Below are 15,327 nucleotides of genomic sequence, written 5' to 3'. Positions count from 1 at the left end.
TCGAAATTCGGCCGTCCAGGTGGTTCCCTAGCTGTGCCTACCTCCCGAAAAACTGCCTTCTTTACGGCTTGAGGTCAATTCCTATTTTAGTGCTGGTCTCTTTTTGAGACCGCCAACAGCTGCCGCCGATCGGCGCAATTCAGGAACCTGCCATGACCGAAACACTCCTCGTCACCGGTGCCTCCGGCCAGCTTGGCCGCGCCGTCATCAATCACTTGCTGGAAGCGCAAAAGATAGCGCCGGCAAGCATTATCGCCACCACGCGCAGTCCCGAAAATCTCGCCGATCTCGCGGCACGCGGCGTCGTCGTCAGGGCCGCCGATTTCAACGACAAGGCCTCACTGGAGAAGGCATTCGCAGGCGCCGACCGGGTGCTGATCATCTCGACCGGCGACCTCGATCTGAAGACTGGCCAGCGCCTCAAGCAGCATGAGACCGCGGTGGCGGCGGCCAAGGCGGCGGGCGTTTCGCATCTGCTCTACACCTCGATGCCCAATCCGGAACCGGGCTCGCCCGTGCTGTTTGCCGGCGACCACTACGGCACCGAGCAGGCTATCAAGGCGAGCGGCATCCCCTACACCATCTTCCGCAACGGCTGGTACCAGGAGAACCTGTTCATGGCGCTGCCGCACGCCATTTCGGCGGGCAAGTGGTACACCTCGGCCGCCGACGGGCGCATCGCGCACGGCGCGCGCGACGATATGGCAGCCGCCATTGCCGCCGGCCTCGCGTCCGGCTCCAGCGAAAGCCATATCTACACGCTGACCGGCCCGCACGCCTATACCGTCGGCGAGATCGCCGCTCTGGTGAGCGAAGTCACCGGCAAGCCGCTGGAAGTCGTCCAACTGCCTGACGAAGCACTGACCGAAGGGGTGAAAGCGGCTGGCGTTCCCGAAGATTTCGCCCGCATCATCGTCTCCTTCGACGCCAACACGCGCGCTGGCCGCATAGCCTTGGTGACCGATACGGTCGAGGCGCTGTCGGGCCGCAAGCCGCGGACGCTGAAGCAGTTCCTCGAAGCGAACAAGGCCGCCTTGCTCGGCTGAAAACTGGCGCGCCTGAGAGCCTCTCAGGCGCGCTACTTCGCCTTCTTGAGCAGTCCGAGCCGGATCAGGCTCTCGCCGGTCGCCACAAGCGCGTCTTCGCGCGATCGCGGCGTCCAGCCGAGCAGGCGCACGGCCTTGGCGCTCGTGGCGTTCCTGGCCTTGCCCAGCTCCGTCATGATCTGGGCCGCTTGCCCGTCGAACAGGCCGACGATCCGGACCAGCCAGTCCGGCAGCACCCTGGTCGTGATGCGCGATCCTGCGTTGCCCAGCCGCGTCTTCAGCGTCCGCGCGATCTCGAGCATCGTCATGAAGTCGCCGCTGATGGCCAAGAACCGCTCGCCCTTCGCGGCAGGACTGGTCATGGCGCGCAGATGCAGGTCCGCGACGTCGCGCACGTCGACCACGCCGAACACCATGCGCGGCAGGCCGGGCATCTCGCCATCCATCAGGCGCCGGATGAAATCCGTCGAGGTCGAAAGATCCGCCCCAAGGACCGGTCCGAAGATGCCGACCGGATTGACGACCGCCAACTCCAGTGGCCCGCCTTCGCGATCGATGAAATCCCAAGCCGCCCGCTCGGCCAGCGTCTTCGACTTCACATAGGCGCTCACCTTCTGCGACAGATCGGTCCAGTCCTCTTCCGTGAACGGACGGCCGGCAACCGGTACCTGGCCATAGCCGACGGCGGCAAAGGACGAGGTGAGCACGACCCGTTCGACGCCGGCATCGCGCGCCGCGCGCAGCACGCGCAACGCCCCTTCCCTGGCCGGGACGATCAGCTCGTCCTCATGTTTCGGCACGCCGGGCGGAAAGGGCGAAGCGACGTGCAGGACGTATCGGCACCCGGCGACCGCTTCGGGCCAGCCTTTGTCGCTCGTGAGATCGGCATGGGCAAAGGAAAGCGCATCGCCGGGCTCGACGCCGCCGACCTTCAGCATGGCAAGAGCATCCGCTTCGCGCTTGGCGGAGCGCACCGTCGTGCGCACGCGGTAGCCCGCGTTCAAAAGCGACAGGATGCAATGCGCGCCAAGGAAGCCGGACCCGCCGGTCACAAGCACCAACTCGCCGCTCATGCCCCGCCCCTTTCGAAAGCAATTCCCGGAAACTTCCGTCCGGAATTGCGTGACGTCAGCCTATACGGCGCAGTCTGTCAGATGGCGACCTGCGTGCCAATCTCCACCACGCGCCCGGTGGGGATCTGGAAATACTCCGTCGCGTCCGCCGCCGTTTTCGCCAGGCCGATGAACAGCCGGTCCTGCCAGATCGGCATGCCGGAATTGGGCGAAGCCTTAAGCGACCGGCGCGACAGGAAGAAGGACGTCGTCATGATGTCGAACTTCCAGCCCTGCTTGCGGCAGATGGCCAAGGCGCGCGGAATGTTCGGCTGCTCCATATAGCCGAAAGTCAGCGTCACGCGCATGAAAAGCTCGTTGACCGTCTCCAGCTTCACGCGCTCGCTGTCGGGCACGACTGGCTGCGGCGCCGTGACCACCGACAGGATGACGTTCTTTTCATGCAGCACCTTGTAGTGCTTCAGGCTGTGCATCAGCGCCGTCGGCGCGCTCAGCGGATCGCTGGTCAGGAACACGGCGGTGCCCGAGACAAGCTGCGGTCTTTTCTTCAGGAGATTGGCCGCCAGGAAATCGAGCGGGATCTCGTTGCGGCGCGTCTTGTCGAACAGATAGCGGCTGCCACGCACCCAGGTCCACATGGCCATGATAATTGCGAAGGCCACGGCCAGGGAAGACCAACCGCCCTCGAAAACCTTGACGATGTTGGCGGCAAAGAAGCCGATGTCGATCAGCGCGAACATCGCCGTCAGGCCGACCGCCAGCCAGATGTTCCATTTCCAGATGCGTGTCATGACGACAAACAGCAGCGTCGTCGTCACCAGCATGTTGCCGGTGACCGAGATGCCATAAGCCGAGGCCAGCCGGCTGGATTCGCCGAAACCGACCACCAGCAGCATCACCACCAGGGCGAGCAGCAGATTGACGCGAGGCATGAAGATCTGGCCGGATTGCTTCTCCGACGTATGCAGGATTTCGAGCCGCGGCAGCATGTTGAGCTGCACGGCCTGCCTGGTCAGCGAGAAGGCGCCGGAGATCACTGCCTGGCTCGCGATGACGGTCGCCGCGGTCGCCAGCACCACCATCGGGATCAGCGTCCAGCCCTCGTTCATCTCGAAGAAGGGATGGCCGACCACGCCTTTGTTCGCGAGGATGAAGGCACCCTGCCCCGCGTAGTTCAGCAGAAGGCACGGGAACACGATTGCCAGCCAGGCAAGCACGATGGGCTTGCGGCCGAAATGGCCGAGATCGGCATAGAGCGCTTCCGCCCCGGTGACGGCGAGAAAAACGGCACCGATGGTCACGAAGGCCACGTCAGGCGAATTGATCAGGAACGCGACGATATAATGCGGGCTGATTGCCCACAGGATTTCCGGGTCGCTGACGATATGATTGAGACCGGAAAGGCCGATGGCGAGGAACCATAGGGCGGTGATCGGCCCGAACACGAGGCCGACGCCCCCCGTGCCAAAACGCTGCACGGCGAACAATATCGCCAGGATGATCAGGGTCAGCGGCACGACATAAGGCTGGAAGGCGGGCGTGACGACATTCATGCCTTCGACCGCCGAAAGCACTGAGATGGCTGGTGTGATCACCGCGTCGCCGAAGAACAGTGACGCTCCGACGATGCCGATGCCGAGGATGATCGCCGAGCGCGTGGCGAAACTGCCGCGTACCAGCGCCATCAAAGACAGCACGCCGCCTTCGCCGCGGTTGTCGGCGCGCAGCACGAACATGATGTATTTGACGGTGACCGTGATGGTGAGCGACCAGATGATCAGCGACAGCACACCGAGAATGTCGGCGCGGGTGGCGACGTCGCCGCCCGACGAGGCATGCAACGCCTCGCGAAGCGCATAGATCGGGCTTGTGCCGATATCGCCATAGACGACCCCGAGCGCACCCAGCATCAGCACCCTGGTGCTGTGCTGCTGCATTTCAGTGTGGCCCGATTGGTCGGCGGGTTCTGCGTCTACACCACCATTGGCAAGGGCCATGACGACACTCCGATAAAATGCGCGGTGCTCTACGCTTGCTGCGGTGCAATATCAAGTGCCCCAGCGTGAGGGCTCTCATGCTGCCAACGCAGGGCTTTCATATACGCAATGCGCAGGCTTATGCATCCGGTAGAAATCGATCTCGTCAAATGGCGACCTGCGTGCCGATCTCGACCACGCGCCCGGTCGGAATCTGGGAATACTCCGTCGCGTCCGCCGCCGTTCGCGCCAGGCTGATGAACATCCGGTCCTGCCAGACCGGCACGCCGGAATTGGGCGACGCCTTCAGCGAGCGCCGCGACAGGAAGAACGACGTCGTCATGATGTCGAACTTCCAGCCCTGCTTGCAGCAGATGGCCAAGGCGCGCGGAATGTTGGGCTGTTCCACATAGGGGGTCCGTCTCGCTGGCGTTGGCTAGCACCATGAACCCCATTTCACCGGATTCGTCACGCCCCGAGGTCGCCGCAACGCGCGGGACGCTCCAAAACCGCCGAAACTACGCAAGGCGCCCTACCATCCGCAGGCCTTCAAGAACCGCCCGACCGTGCCGGCCATGCCATACTCCAGCGCATCGGCTGTCAACCCATGTCCGATCGATACTTCGGCCAATGCCGGAATACGTTTTGCCAGCGCCGGCAGGTTCTGCACGGTCAGGTCGTGGCCGGCATTGACGCCAAGCCCTGCCTTGAATGCCGCGTCAGCGGTTTTTCCCAGTCTTTCCAGTTCCTTCGCCGCCTTTGCGGAATCGGAATGGAAGCCGCCATAGGGGCCGGTATAGAGCTCGATCCGGTCGGCGCCGGTATCGCGAGCCGCGTTCACCCCGTCAGGATCGGCGTCGGAAAACAGCGACACGCGAAACCCACTTTTCTTCAGCCGCTTGACGACCGGAGTGAGGAACGCCGCCTGGGCGACGAAGTTCCAGCCATGGTCCGAAGTCGCCTGCGCCGGATCGTCCGGCACCAGCGTCACCTGCTCGGGCTGGCTTTTCTCGACAAGCGCCAGGAAATCCTCGGTCGGATAGCCCTCGATGTTGAATTCAGCCTTGGGAAATTCGTCGTCGATCAGCGCCCTGATCTCAGGCAGGTCGGAATGCCTGGTGTGCCGCTCGTCGGGCCTCGGATGCACCGTCAGCCCGTGCGCGCCGGCGGCAAGGGCGATGCGGCCAAGCCCGGTGACGCTCGGCCATGGCAGGTCGCGGCGGTTGCGTAGCATGGCGACAGCGTTGAGATTGACCGAAAGCTTGGCGGGCATGAGCTGGGTCCAGTGGATCGGCGGGCATCTATACCGCCTTTGACGGGAACAGATAGAGGGTTTCGGGTGTTCCAGGGGATAGATGGAGGCTAACGTAAGGATCTACCTGTGAATTTCCTCGAAGCCGTGCCGGCGGTCCGCCGCATTGAAACCAACCGCGACGCGCTTTTCGCCATCGACGTCGTCGGCGATATCTCGCCGGCCGACGCGGAAAACCTCTTCGGCCTGCTGGAGGCGGCCTATGCGCTGCATCCAAGGATCGACGTGCTGGTCAGGCTGACCGACGCGGAAAGCGTCGACTGGGCCAACATTTCGCAAGATACGGTCAAGCAGGGCGTGGCCGACGCGCTGGAACATGTCGTGCGTTGCGCTGTCGTCGGCGAGCCGAATTGGGCCTACCTCGTCACCGGCGTCTTCCCTAAGGCGCTGCCGTTCGAATTCAGACGTTTCGGCGTCGACGATGAAGAAGCTGCCTGGCAATGGCTTGGCGCAAGGCCGAAGGACTAGGGTTGTCGAGATTCAGGTCAGGCCGAGTCGAAAATGGTGGATTCCGAGAACCGGCCTACGCCGGCCGTAGCCTTCATAGAGCGGAAACATTTATGAGGGCTTCGGCCGGCGAAGGCCGGAGCGGAGCGTACTAAAGTACGTGAGCACCGGAAGCGCAGGAAGCCGCCATTTGCAGGCCGGCCTCACCTGAACATCGACAACCTTAGCGTACGACCGTCAGTCGCTCGGCTGCCCGGGTGATGGCGGTGTAAAGCCAGCGCTGCCTTGTCTCCTTGAAGGCCCAGCTCTCGTCGAACAGCACGACGTCGTTCCACTGTGAGCCCTGCGCCTTGTGCACGGTCAAGGCGTAGCCGTAGTCGAAATCGTCGAAACGCTTCTTCTGCTGCCAGGGGATTTCGGCGTCCGGATCCTCGAACGCCGCCTTGAGCAGCTTGATCTTGGCGACGCCGCGGTCTGGGTCGTCCTCTTCCGGCGAGACAAGCAAGTTGATGCCGGGCTTCACCGTCTCGCGCGAGGAGGTCATCACCTTCCATAGCGAGCCGTTGAGCAGCCCCTTGGCCGGATCATTGCGCAGGCAGACCAGCTTGTCGCCGGCCTGCGGGAAGTCGGCGTTGAAACCCTTCAGCTCGCGCAGCCTTTGATTGTAGCGCCGCCGCGTGCGGTTGGTGCCGACCAGCACCTGGTCGGCCTTGAGCACCAGATCCTGGGTGACGCCTTCCCTGCCGATCACTTGCGCGGTGCCATAATCGCCATGCATGAATTCGCGACCCTCGCGCACGTCGAGGGCCAGCCGGATGATGGGATTGTCGCGCGCCTGGCGGTGGATTTCGGTGAGCAGCACATCCGGCTCATGCTCGGTGAAGAAGCCGCCGCCCGAGATCGGCGGCAGTTGCGCCGGATCGCCAAGCACCAGGATCGGCGTGCCGAAGCTCTGCAGGTCGCGGCCGAGCTGCTCGTCGACCATCGAGCATTCGTCGATGACGACGAGCTTGGCGCGCGAAATCGGGCTTTGCCGGTTGAGCGAAAAGGTCGGCGACATCGAGGTCTTGCCGGTCACCTCGTCCTCGACCGATTCCTCGCCCTTGGGCCTGTAGATCAGCGAATGGATGGTGCGGGCGTTGGTCGCGCCCTTGGAGCGCAGCACCTGCGCCGCCTTGCCGGTGAAGGCGGCGAACTGCACCTGCCCGTCGACATGCTCGGCGAAATAGCGCGCCAGCGTCGTCTTGCCGGTGCCGGCATAGCCGAACAGCCGAAAAACCTGCGGCCGGCCCTCTTTGAGCCAGCGCCCGACCGCTTTCAAAGCCTCATCCTGTTGGGGAGAAAATTCCATCAGTGCGACAGACCGGATTCGCAGACGAAAGACAAGATTGGCCGCCATATCGACCGTTGTCGGTGGCAATCGCTGGCGCCTCCGCAAAGTCAGGCTATCAGCCCCGAACAGGAACGTAAAGAGAACAAAACCGCAGTGCCTCGGTTGGCTCCGACGAAGAACAAGTCAGCCGTAGGCAGCCACTGCCGGCGGCGGGCCGCGGTCAGCCGTCAGAACGGGCGCGTAGTGGTCGAACTGCATCGTGTAGGCTGCGCAGTCATGGCTCATCGAGTGCAGGTTGTCGACGTACTTGAACATGGTGGCCAGCGGCACCATCGCGTTGATGACGATGGCCTCGCCGCGGCTTATCCGACTCTTGACCAGACCGCGGCGGTCATGCAGGTCGCCGATAATGCTGATGACATAGATTTCCGGCGTAACCACCTCGATCCTCATGATCGGCTCCAGCAATTGCACGCCGAGCTTGGGCGCAGCCTCTTTGAAGCAAGCGCGGCCGGCGACCTCGAAGGCCAAAGCCGAAGAATCGGTGTCGTGACAGGCGCCGTCCACCAAGGTTGCCTTGATGCCGATCATCGGAAAGCCCGCGAAGGGACCGGAGGACAGGATGCTGCGCAATCCGGCCTGGACCCCCATGACATAGTCTTCGGGAACCGCAACTCCGGCGGTCTTCGAAAGAAACACGAACTCCGCATTGCGCCCGCTGGGCTCGAACAGAATCTTGACTCGGGCGAACTGTCCGTGGCCGCCAACCTGCCTCTTATGCGTATAGTCTTGTTCGCAGGCGAGGGTAATCGTTTCGCGATAGGCCACTTGTGGCGCGCCGACATTGACCGCGACGTTGAACTCGCGGGTCAAGCGATAGAAGATGATGTCGAGGTCAAGCTCGGTCATCGCGGCGATGATCGTCTGGCCCGATTCCACGTCCCGCTTCACCTCAAAGCCAGGCAGCTTCTCTGCAAGCGTCGATAAGGCGACACGCAACTTCTCCTCATCGGCTCTCGACTTCGGCTCGATCGCGAGTTGCAGCAAGGGCCATGGCGCGGGAGGTTTTTCCATAGTGACGGCACGGTTGCAGGCAGCGCCGATATTTGCAACCGAACATCGGGGCGAAATCCAGACTGAGATAACAGAAGCCTAAACTTGTCCCACTGCCGGCAAGCTGCGATCAGAGCCCCGGATCGTTCTCCAGCAGGATCGGCTTGCCATGCGGCGTGGCGTGTGCGGCGCGTTCCCACGCGGCGGCGAGCTCGTCCACCTCGCCCTTGCCGGCAATCCCCTTTCGCGACAGCAGCTTTTCCAGCGCCGCCAGCCAATGCTCGTAATAGTCGTGCCCGTCGCAAGCCGCGCCCGGCTGCTTCACCTCGGCGGACAAGGCCTCCGCCCACTCGCTCCACGAAAACAGGCCTTTGCCGTGCAGCGCAACCGTCAGGGCGAAGGCTTCCGCCTGCCAGGGCTCGGCAAAGACCGGCTCGTCGAAACCCGCCGGCAACGCATCTTCATGCCGGCTCAAGATAACTCTCCCAGGCATCGATCGAGACACTCAGCGTAGGATCGGCGCCCTCGCCCCAGATCTCGCTCCCGTCGAACACCACCGTGTAGACCCATTGCGGGTTCTCACCCGTGCCATGCGCATTGCTGTCGGGGAAGACGAAGCCGTCGCGAACGGCCTCGATCGTCCCTGTCTTGCCACGGGCGTAGCGCGGCAGGCGCGTATGGCCGGTCGGGTTGAAGTTCTTCGTCCGCACGTGATCGCCCGCCTGGAAACGCGCCGGGGTATCGACGGGCCGATCGCACGGGCCGCCCTTGGCGAGCACGGCCGGCACGTCCGCCGCCTTCAGCACTCTCTTCGGCGTCGCGGCCGGATCGACCGCCTTGCCGGCGGCAAGGTCGCGCTCGGTGATGAAGCCGTGGCGCTTCAGCAGCACTTCCAGCGCCTTGATCCAGATCTGGTAGTAGCTCGACGAATAATAATCGGCGGGATGCAGCGATTCCCGCGCATGCCGGCTCTCGTCAATGTTCCAGGCGCCCATGCCGCCGGCCGTTAGTGTCACGCCCAGCGCCCGCTTTTCCCATGCCGCATGGAAATAAGGCTCGTCTCTCTCGGGCGCGACCGGCCCGAAACCCATCTGCCCGCCGAGATCCTGCGGTCCGTTCATGCCGGTTCCTTCGCGACTGCCGTGCCGATCATCGCATCGCGGCTGACTAGCCCGGCGAGCTGCTCCTCGCTCCAGCCTTCGGTGCCCTTGGGCCGCATCGGCACCACCAGGTAGCGAAGCTCGGCCGTCGAATCCCAGACGCGGATCTTCTTCTGCGCCGGCAGCGTCAGTCCGAATTCCTCCAGCACTCCGCGCGGATCGATCACAGCCCGCGAGCGGTAAGGCGGTGCCTTGTACCAGACCGGTGGCAGGCCGAGCACCGACCACGGATAGCAGGAGCAGAGCGTGCAGACGACGAGGTTGTGCGTCTCCTCGGTGTTGAACACGGCCTGCATGTGCTCGCCCTGGCGGCCGGAATAGGAGAGCGATTCAATCGCCGCGGTCGCGTCGCGCTTCAGCCAGTCGGCGTAAGCCGAATCCCTCCAGGCCTTTGCCACCACCCGCGCGCCGTTGCGCGGACCGATCTTGGTCTCATAGGTATCGACGATGACGTCGATGGCCGCGGGATCGATCAGGCCCTTTTGGGTGAGGATCGTCTCCAGCGCGCGCACGCGCGCCGCGAAGGGATCGAGCTCGTTGTCGTGATCATGATCATGGGACATCACGCGACGTTACGATTGCCCACATCGCGCCGCAAGTATGACGGCTTGGGCCAGAGCCGCCGCCTATTCGGCGGCGGTCTTTTGCGGGATGTCGTCGTTGGTGTCGAACAGCGAGGCTTGTTCGCCGCTGTCCACCACATGCAGCGCCGGACTGCTCTTCTTCGAGGAGAAGCCGAGCAGCCAGCCGGAGAAATTCTCGAAATAGACGTAGATCACCGGCGTGACGAACAGCGTCAGCGCCTGCGAGGCGAGCAGGCCGCCGACCACCGCGACGCCGAGCGGCTGGCGAAGCTCGGCGCTGGCACCGGTGCCGAGCGCGATCGGGAACGTGCCCATCAGCGCGGCAAGCGTCGTCATCATGATTGGCCGGAAACGCATCAGGCAGGCCTTGTGGATGGACTCCTTCGCCGACATGCCCTGTCGCCTGAGCTCCAGCGCCACGTCGACCATCATGATGCCGTTCTTCTTGACGATGCCGATCAGCATCAGGATGCCGATCACCGCGATCACTGAAAGGTCCATGCCGGCGAAGCGCAGCGCCACCACCGCGCCAAGCACCGCCGACGGCAGGCCAGTGAGGATGGTGAGCGGGTGGATGAAGCTCTCATAGAGCATGCCGAGCACGATATAGATCGTCAGGATCGCGCCGCCGATCAGCAGGCCCTGGTTGGCAAGCGAATCCTGGAAGGTCTTGGCCGTGCCGGCGAAGCTCGTCGAGATCGCCGTCGGCATGCCGATCTGCTCCTTGAGCTGGTCGATGCGGGTCACCGTGTCGCCGAGCGAGACGCCCTGCGGCAGATTGTAGGAGATCGTCACCGCCGGAAGCTGGCCGAGCTGATTGACCGTCAGCGCGCCGGCTGTGCGATCGACCCGCGCGAAAGCGCCCAGCGGAACCAGGCTGCCGCTGGCCGTCCGCATCTGGATGGCAAGCATGTGCTCCGGCGACCATTCGATCTTGGGATCGAGCTCGGTGATCACCGCATAGCTGTCGGCCGAACCGAAGATGGTCGAGACCTGATCGGTGCCGAAGCCGCCATAGAGCGCGGAGCGCAGCGTGTCGGTATCGATGCCGAGCTGGGCGGCCTTGTCGCGATCGATCACCAGCGACGCCTGCAGGGCGTTGTTCTGCAGATCGCTTGTGACGTCGGTGAATTTCGTGTGGTCGGCCGCCATCGCGTCGTTGAGCTTCTGCGCCCAGATATCGGTCTGGCCGGTATCCAGGCCCTGCACCACGAGCTGGTAGGCGCTGGCGGATGACCGCGAACCGAGCCGCAGGTTCTGCACCGGTTGCATATAGGTCTCGATGCCCGCGACGCCCGACAGCTGGCGCCTCAGATCCGATAGCACCTTCTCGATGTTGGGACGCTGATCCTTGCCCTTGAGCTGGACGAAGAGCTGCCCCTGGTTGAGGGCGTTGTTGCCGCTGCCCGCCGACCAGGCCACATGGTCGACATAGGGCGACTTCGAGAACACGCCGGCCACTTGCCCTTGCAGCTTCGCCATGGCGTCGAACGAGATGTCCTGGCGCGCGATGGTGGTCACCGAGATCTGGCTGATATCCTCCTGCGGAAAGAAGCCCTTCGGCGAAACCTGGATCAGCCACACCGACGCCGCCGCGGTCGCCACGAAGACGAGGAACACCAGGAAAGTGTTTCGCAGGCAGAAGCCCAGGATCCGGTCGTATCCGCGCGTGATGAGGTCCGGCCTGTGACCGGGAGCATGCTTTTCGCGATCCGCCTTGCTCACCGACAGCAGGCGCGAGCAGAGCATAGGCGTCAGCGTCAGGGACACGAACATGGAGGCCAGGATGGCGACGGTCACCACGACGGCGAATTCGTTGAAGATGCGGCCGATGACGCCGCCCATCAAAAGCACCGGGATGAACACCGCCACCAGCGAGATCGAGATCGAGATGATGGTGAAGCCGATCTCGCGCGCGCCCTTCAGCGAGGCGTCGAAAGCCGACAGGCCGTCTTCCTCCATATGGCGGAAGATGTTTTCCAGCATGACGATGGCGTCGTCGACGACAAGGCCGACGGCTAAAGTCAATCCCATCAGCGAGATGTTGTCGATCGAGAAGCCGAACAGGAACATCGCGCCGAGCGTGGCGATCAGCGAGATCGGCACCGCCACGGCCGGGATGATCGTCGCCGTTACCCTGCGCAGGAACACGAAGATCACCATCACCACGAGAGCAATGGTCAGCAGCAGCGTGAACTGCACGTCGTCGACGGCCTGGCGAATCGAGGTCGAACGGTCGTTGAGCAGCTTGATCTGCGCGGCCGCCGGCATCTGGTCCTGGAAGGACGGCAGCATCGCCTTGACCTTGTCGACGACGTCGACGGTGTTGGCGTCGGGCTGGCGCTGCACGGCCATGATGATCGCGCGGGTACCATCGTACCAGCTCGCGGTCGTCGTGGTCTGCACGGAATCGACGACCCGCGTCACCTCACCCAGCCGGACCGGGTGGCCGTTCTTGGTGGCGATGATGAGGTTGGAGAAGCCGGCCGCGTCGGTGAGCTGGGTGTTGGCGGTGATGGTGAGCTGCTGCTTGTTGTTCTGCAGCACCCCGAGCGGCGTGTTGCTGTTGGCCGAGGCGACGGCCGCCTGCAGCTGGTCGATCGAGATACCGCGCGCGGCAAGCGCGGTCGGATTGATCTGGATGCGCACCGCGTATTTCTGCTGGCCGAAGATCGAAACCTGGGCCACGCCGTCGATGGTCGACAGCGACGGCGAAATGACGTTTTCGGCGAAGGCGTCGAGATCGGTCATCGGAACCGTGTCGCTGACCAGCGACATCAAAAGGATCGGCGCATCGGCCGGATTGACCTTGCGATAGCTCGGCGGCGACGTCATCTGCGGCGGCAGCGATTTCTGCGTGCGCGCGATCGCTGCCTGGACGTCGGCGGCCGCCGCGTCGATGTTGCGGTTGAGCACGAACTGGATGGCGATCGAGGTCTGGCCGAGCGAGTTGGTGGTCGAGATCGAATCGATGCCGGCGATCGTCGCGAACTGCTTGATCAACGGCGTCGCAACCGATGTCGCCATCGTCTCCGGCGAAGCGCCGGGCAGCGAGGCCGAGACATTGACCACCGGAAATTCGGCGCTGGGCAGCGCCGCCACCGGCAGGAACTTGTAGGCAAAAATTCCGCCCAGCACGAGGGCGAACGACATCAAAAGGGTGGCGACAGGCTTGCGGATGCAGAATTCGGAGATCATTGGCTCGCCCCGCCGGCCTTGTCGGCCTCCGCAACCTTGGGCGCAGCTGGCCCACCGCCGCTGGCCGCGCTGCCTTCATGCACCGCCGCGCCGTTCTTCAATCGTGTCTGGCCTTCGACGACGACCTTCTCGCCGCTCTTCAGGCCATCGCTGATGGCGCTGTTCTGGCCCACCGTCAGCGCCACCTGCACCGGCCGCATCTCCACGGTGTTGTCCGGCTTGACCACATAGACGAACGGGCCCTTCTGGCTGGGCTGCACCGCGACCGTCGGAACCGAGGTCATCTGCGGCATCGTGCCTGCCTCGAGCACCACGTCCACATATTGCCCCGGCCACAGCGACAGATCCGGATTCGGTATGCTCGCCCGCGTGGCGATGGTGCCGGAGGCCGTATCGACGCTGGAATCGACGAAATCGAGCGTGCCCTTGCCGATCGGCGTGGGATCGTCGTCCTTGGTCAGCGTCACGTCGCCTTGCTGCGGGTCGGCCAGGGCCTTGTGCAACAGCGCAAGGTTGCTCTCGGGCAGCGTGAAGTTCACCTGCAGCGGGTCGATCTGCGTGATGGTGACCAGCGGGGTCGCCGTGCTGGAGTTGCCGTTGCTTACGGTGACAAGGTCGCCGACCGAGACGTTGACGGCGCCGAGCCTGCCCGCGATCGGCGCCGTGATCGTGGCAAAGCCGAGCTGGACATTATCGGCGTCGATCGTCGCCTTGTCGGCATCGACGGTCGCGGACGCTGCCTTCTGCGCCGCCACCGCCTGATCATAGGTTTGCTGGGTTCCGGCCTGCTTGGCGACAAGGTCCTTGGCGCGCTGGAGATCGGAATTCGAACTGGCAAGCAGCGCCTGGTCCTTGGCTAAAGCGGCCTGATCCTTGGCAAGTTGCGCCTTCAATGCGCGGTCGTCGAGCTGGAACAGAACGTCGCCGGCCTTGACCATCTGGCCGTCCTTGACGTCGATCGACACGATCTGGCTGGAGATACGGGCATTGATGCTCACCACCGCCGGCGACGACACGAAGCCGATGGCATAGCGCCGTATCGGGAAATCGGCGGTCGTCGCGGTCGCCGCAACGATCGAGGCCGAGCGCGCCCCGCCGCCCTTCGCGGTGTCCGATGCATTGGCCGTCTTGTCGCCGCCCCCGGTTTTATCACCGCTTGCCGCCTTGTCCGCGGTGGCCGTGCCGGCCTGCCTGCCCGAAATGAGCTGCTGGACCTTGGCCAACGTCGAGGGCGAAGAATAGAGCCCGGCGCCCGCCAGACAGGCGACCGCTACAACTGCAGAGATGATTTTCCCGCGCATCGACAAATAAGCCTTCTACCCGACACGCCGATCCCGGTGGTCCATCTTAGCTCGATTCACGGCCCTTCGCCGCGATTTTCGCCGAATAGATAGGACAAGGCTCTGGCGGAAAAGGGCCAAACCGCGGGATTACGAAGATTTAATGTGCAGTGCACAAATGTTGGGCAGCCGGCTAATATGCCGTCGCGGACCCTCGCATCGGTCCAAAAAACGCTCTCAGCGCAGCATCGGCCACAGCGTCGCCGCGAGCAGCACACCCATGGCGATGTTGAACCATTTCAACCGCACCGGATCCGACAGGAAGCCGCGCAGCGCGGTACCGAAACCAGCCCAGACGGACACACTGGGCAGGTTGACGATGGCGAAGGCGGCCGAGATTAGCATCACCGAAATGAACGGGTGGTCGGCGTTGGTGTAGACGGCCATGGCGGTGATCGCCATCACCCATGCCTTGGGATTGACCCACTGGAAGGCCGCCGCATCGATGAAGCGCATCGGCTTCGCCTCCGCCTCGCCCTTGCCGCTCAACGAGCGCGACATCGCGATCTTCCAGGCGAGATAGAGCAGATAGGCCGCGCCCGCGACCTTCAACGCGGTATGCAGCGCAGGCACCGCCGTCAGCACCGCGCCGAGGCCAAGGCCCACGGCCAAAAGCAGGACGAAAAAGCCGATGCTGATGCCGAGCATATGCGGGATCGTTCTGACGATGCCGAAATTGACGCCGGATGTCAGCAGCATCAGATTGTTCGGCCCTGGCGTGATCGAGGTCACCAGGGCATAGACCAAAAGGGCAAGGAATGCGTCAGCCGACATGATATCCTCCCAGATATGTCAGCCTTACTGT

12 protein-coding genes and 2 pseudogenes are annotated in these 15,327 nt (G+C 63.6%); 2 read left to right on the top strand and 12 right to left on the bottom strand.

The window, feature by feature from the left end:
* Window positions 1–152: 152 nt before the first annotated feature.
* Complete coding sequence (locus tag RFM52_RS03790; RefSeq protein WP_320295205.1) at window positions 153–1,046, top strand: SDR family oxidoreductase; 894 nt, start codon at window positions 153–155, stop codon at window positions 1,044–1,046.
* Between the two features lie 32 nt (window positions 1,047–1,078).
* Here the strand turns inward: RFM52_RS03790 and RFM52_RS03785 are convergent, their stop codons facing one another.
* From RFM52_RS03785 to RFM52_RS03770, 4 genes and pseudogenes are all read right to left on the bottom strand, one after another.
* A complete protein-coding gene (locus RFM52_RS03785) occupies window positions 1,079–2,119 on the bottom strand; it encodes an SDR family oxidoreductase (protein WP_320295204.1) in 1,041 nt (346 codons plus the stop codon).
* Window positions 2,120–2,196: 77 nt separating this feature from the next.
* Window positions 2,197–4,116 (bottom strand): potassium transporter Kup, encoded by a 1,920-nt coding sequence (locus RFM52_RS03780; protein ID WP_320295203.1) that lies wholly within the window; start codon window positions 4,114–4,116, stop codon window positions 2,197–2,199.
* A 145-nt stretch (window positions 4,117–4,261) separates the two neighbouring features.
* Window positions 4,262–4,507: pseudogene (locus tag RFM52_RS03775) on the bottom strand (KUP/HAK/KT family potassium transporter); the annotation flags it as partial.
* A 120-nt stretch (window positions 4,508–4,627) separates the two neighbouring features.
* Window positions 4,628–5,368 (bottom strand): pyridoxine 5'-phosphate synthase, encoded by a 741-nt coding sequence (locus RFM52_RS03770; RefSeq protein ID WP_320295202.1) that lies wholly within the window; start codon window positions 5,366–5,368, stop codon window positions 4,628–4,630.
* A 108-nt stretch (window positions 5,369–5,476) separates the two neighbouring features.
* On the opposite strand from RFM52_RS03770, the gene RFM52_RS03765 reads away from it, so the two are divergent.
* Complete coding sequence (locus tag RFM52_RS03765; RefSeq protein WP_320295201.1) at window positions 5,477–5,875, top strand: SpoIIAA family protein; 399 nt, start codon at window positions 5,477–5,479, stop codon at window positions 5,873–5,875.
* Between the two features lie 202 nt (window positions 5,876–6,077).
* On the opposite strand, the gene RFM52_RS03760 is transcribed toward RFM52_RS03765, so the two are convergent.
* The 8 genes and pseudogenes from RFM52_RS03760 to RFM52_RS03725 all read right to left on the bottom strand — a co-directional run bounded on the left by RFM52_RS03760 (window position 6,078) and on the right by RFM52_RS03725 (window position 15,296).
* Entirely contained in the window at window positions 6,078–7,205 is a 1,128-nt protein-coding gene (locus RFM52_RS03760; protein WP_320295200.1) for an ATP-dependent DNA helicase, read from the bottom strand.
* Between the two features lie 165 nt (window positions 7,206–7,370).
* A pseudogene (locus RFM52_RS03755) lies at window positions 7,371–8,273 on the bottom strand (translation factor GTPase family protein); the annotation flags it as partial.
* 97 nt (window positions 8,274–8,370) lie between these two features.
* Window positions 8,371–8,715 (bottom strand): nitrile hydratase accessory protein, encoded by a 345-nt coding sequence (locus RFM52_RS03750; RefSeq protein WP_320295199.1) that lies wholly within the window; start codon window positions 8,713–8,715, stop codon window positions 8,371–8,373.
* A complete protein-coding gene (gene nthB / locus RFM52_RS03745; protein WP_320295198.1) occupies window positions 8,702–9,361 on the bottom strand; it encodes a nitrile hydratase subunit beta in 660 nt (219 codons plus the stop codon). The genes RFM52_RS03750 and nthB overlap by 14 nt, the downstream gene beginning before the upstream one ends.
* On the bottom strand, window positions 9,358–9,963 hold the full coding sequence (gene nthA, locus RFM52_RS03740; protein WP_320295197.1) for a nitrile hydratase subunit alpha: 606 nt from the start codon (window positions 9,961–9,963) through the stop codon (window positions 9,358–9,360). Before nthA ends, nthB begins: the two co-directional genes overlap by 4 nt.
* Before the next feature lie 63 nt (window positions 9,964–10,026).
* Window positions 10,027–13,182, bottom strand: a complete 3,156-nt coding sequence (locus tag RFM52_RS03735; RefSeq protein WP_320295196.1) for an efflux RND transporter permease subunit — start codon at window positions 13,180–13,182, stop codon at window positions 10,027–10,029.
* Entirely contained in the window at window positions 13,179–14,483 is a 1,305-nt protein-coding gene (locus tag RFM52_RS03730; RefSeq protein WP_320295195.1) for an efflux RND transporter periplasmic adaptor subunit, read from the bottom strand. Before RFM52_RS03730 ends, RFM52_RS03735 begins: the two co-directional genes overlap by 4 nt.
* Before the next feature lie 216 nt (window positions 14,484–14,699).
* Entirely contained in the window at window positions 14,700–15,296 is a 597-nt protein-coding gene (locus tag RFM52_RS03725; protein ID WP_320295194.1) for a LysE family translocator, read from the bottom strand.
* Window positions 15,297–15,327: the final 31 nt, after the last annotated feature.

Source organism: Mesorhizobium humile, assembly GCF_033977215.1.
Classification (GTDB): Bacteria; Pseudomonadota; Alphaproteobacteria; order Rhizobiales; family Rhizobiaceae; genus Mesorhizobium; species Mesorhizobium humile.
This window is presented reverse-complemented; position numbering and strand designations above follow the sequence as displayed.

Bases quoted from the DNA above. Each gene is read 5' to 3' on its own strand.
- nthB (WP_320295198.1), bottom strand. From the start codon at position 9,361: ATGAACGGACCGCAGGATCTCGGCGGGCAGATGGGTTTCGGGCCGGTC.
- RFM52_RS03735 (WP_320295196.1), bottom strand. From the start codon at position 13,182: ATGATCTCCGAATTCTGCATCCGCAAGCCTGTCGCCACCCTTTTGATG.
- nthA (WP_320295197.1), bottom strand. From the start codon at position 9,963: ATGTCCCATGATCATGATCACGACAACGAGCTCGATCCCTTCGCGGCG.
- RFM52_RS03730 (WP_320295195.1), bottom strand. From the start codon at position 14,483: ATGCGCGGGAAAATCATCTCTGCAGTTGTAGCGGTCGCCTGTCTGGCG.
- RFM52_RS03785 (WP_320295204.1), bottom strand. From the start codon at position 2,119: ATGAGCGGCGAGTTGGTGCTTGTGACCGGCGGGTCCGGCTTCCTTGGC.
- RFM52_RS03770 (WP_320295202.1), bottom strand. From the start codon at position 5,368: ATGCCCGCCAAGCTTTCGGTCAATCTCAACGCTGTCGCCATGCTACGC.
- RFM52_RS03780 (WP_320295203.1), bottom strand. From the start codon at position 4,116: ATGGCCCTTGCCAATGGTGGTGTAGACGCAGAACCCGCCGACCAATCG.
- RFM52_RS03760 (WP_320295200.1), bottom strand. From the start codon at position 7,205: ATGGAATTTTCTCCCCAACAGGATGAGGCTTTGAAAGCGGTCGGGCGC.
- RFM52_RS03725 (WP_320295194.1), bottom strand. From the start codon at position 15,296: ATGTCGGCTGACGCATTCCTTGCCCTTTTGGTCTATGCCCTGGTGACC.
- RFM52_RS03790 (WP_320295205.1), top strand. From the start codon at position 153: ATGACCGAAACACTCCTCGTCACCGGTGCCTCCGGCCAGCTTGGCCGC.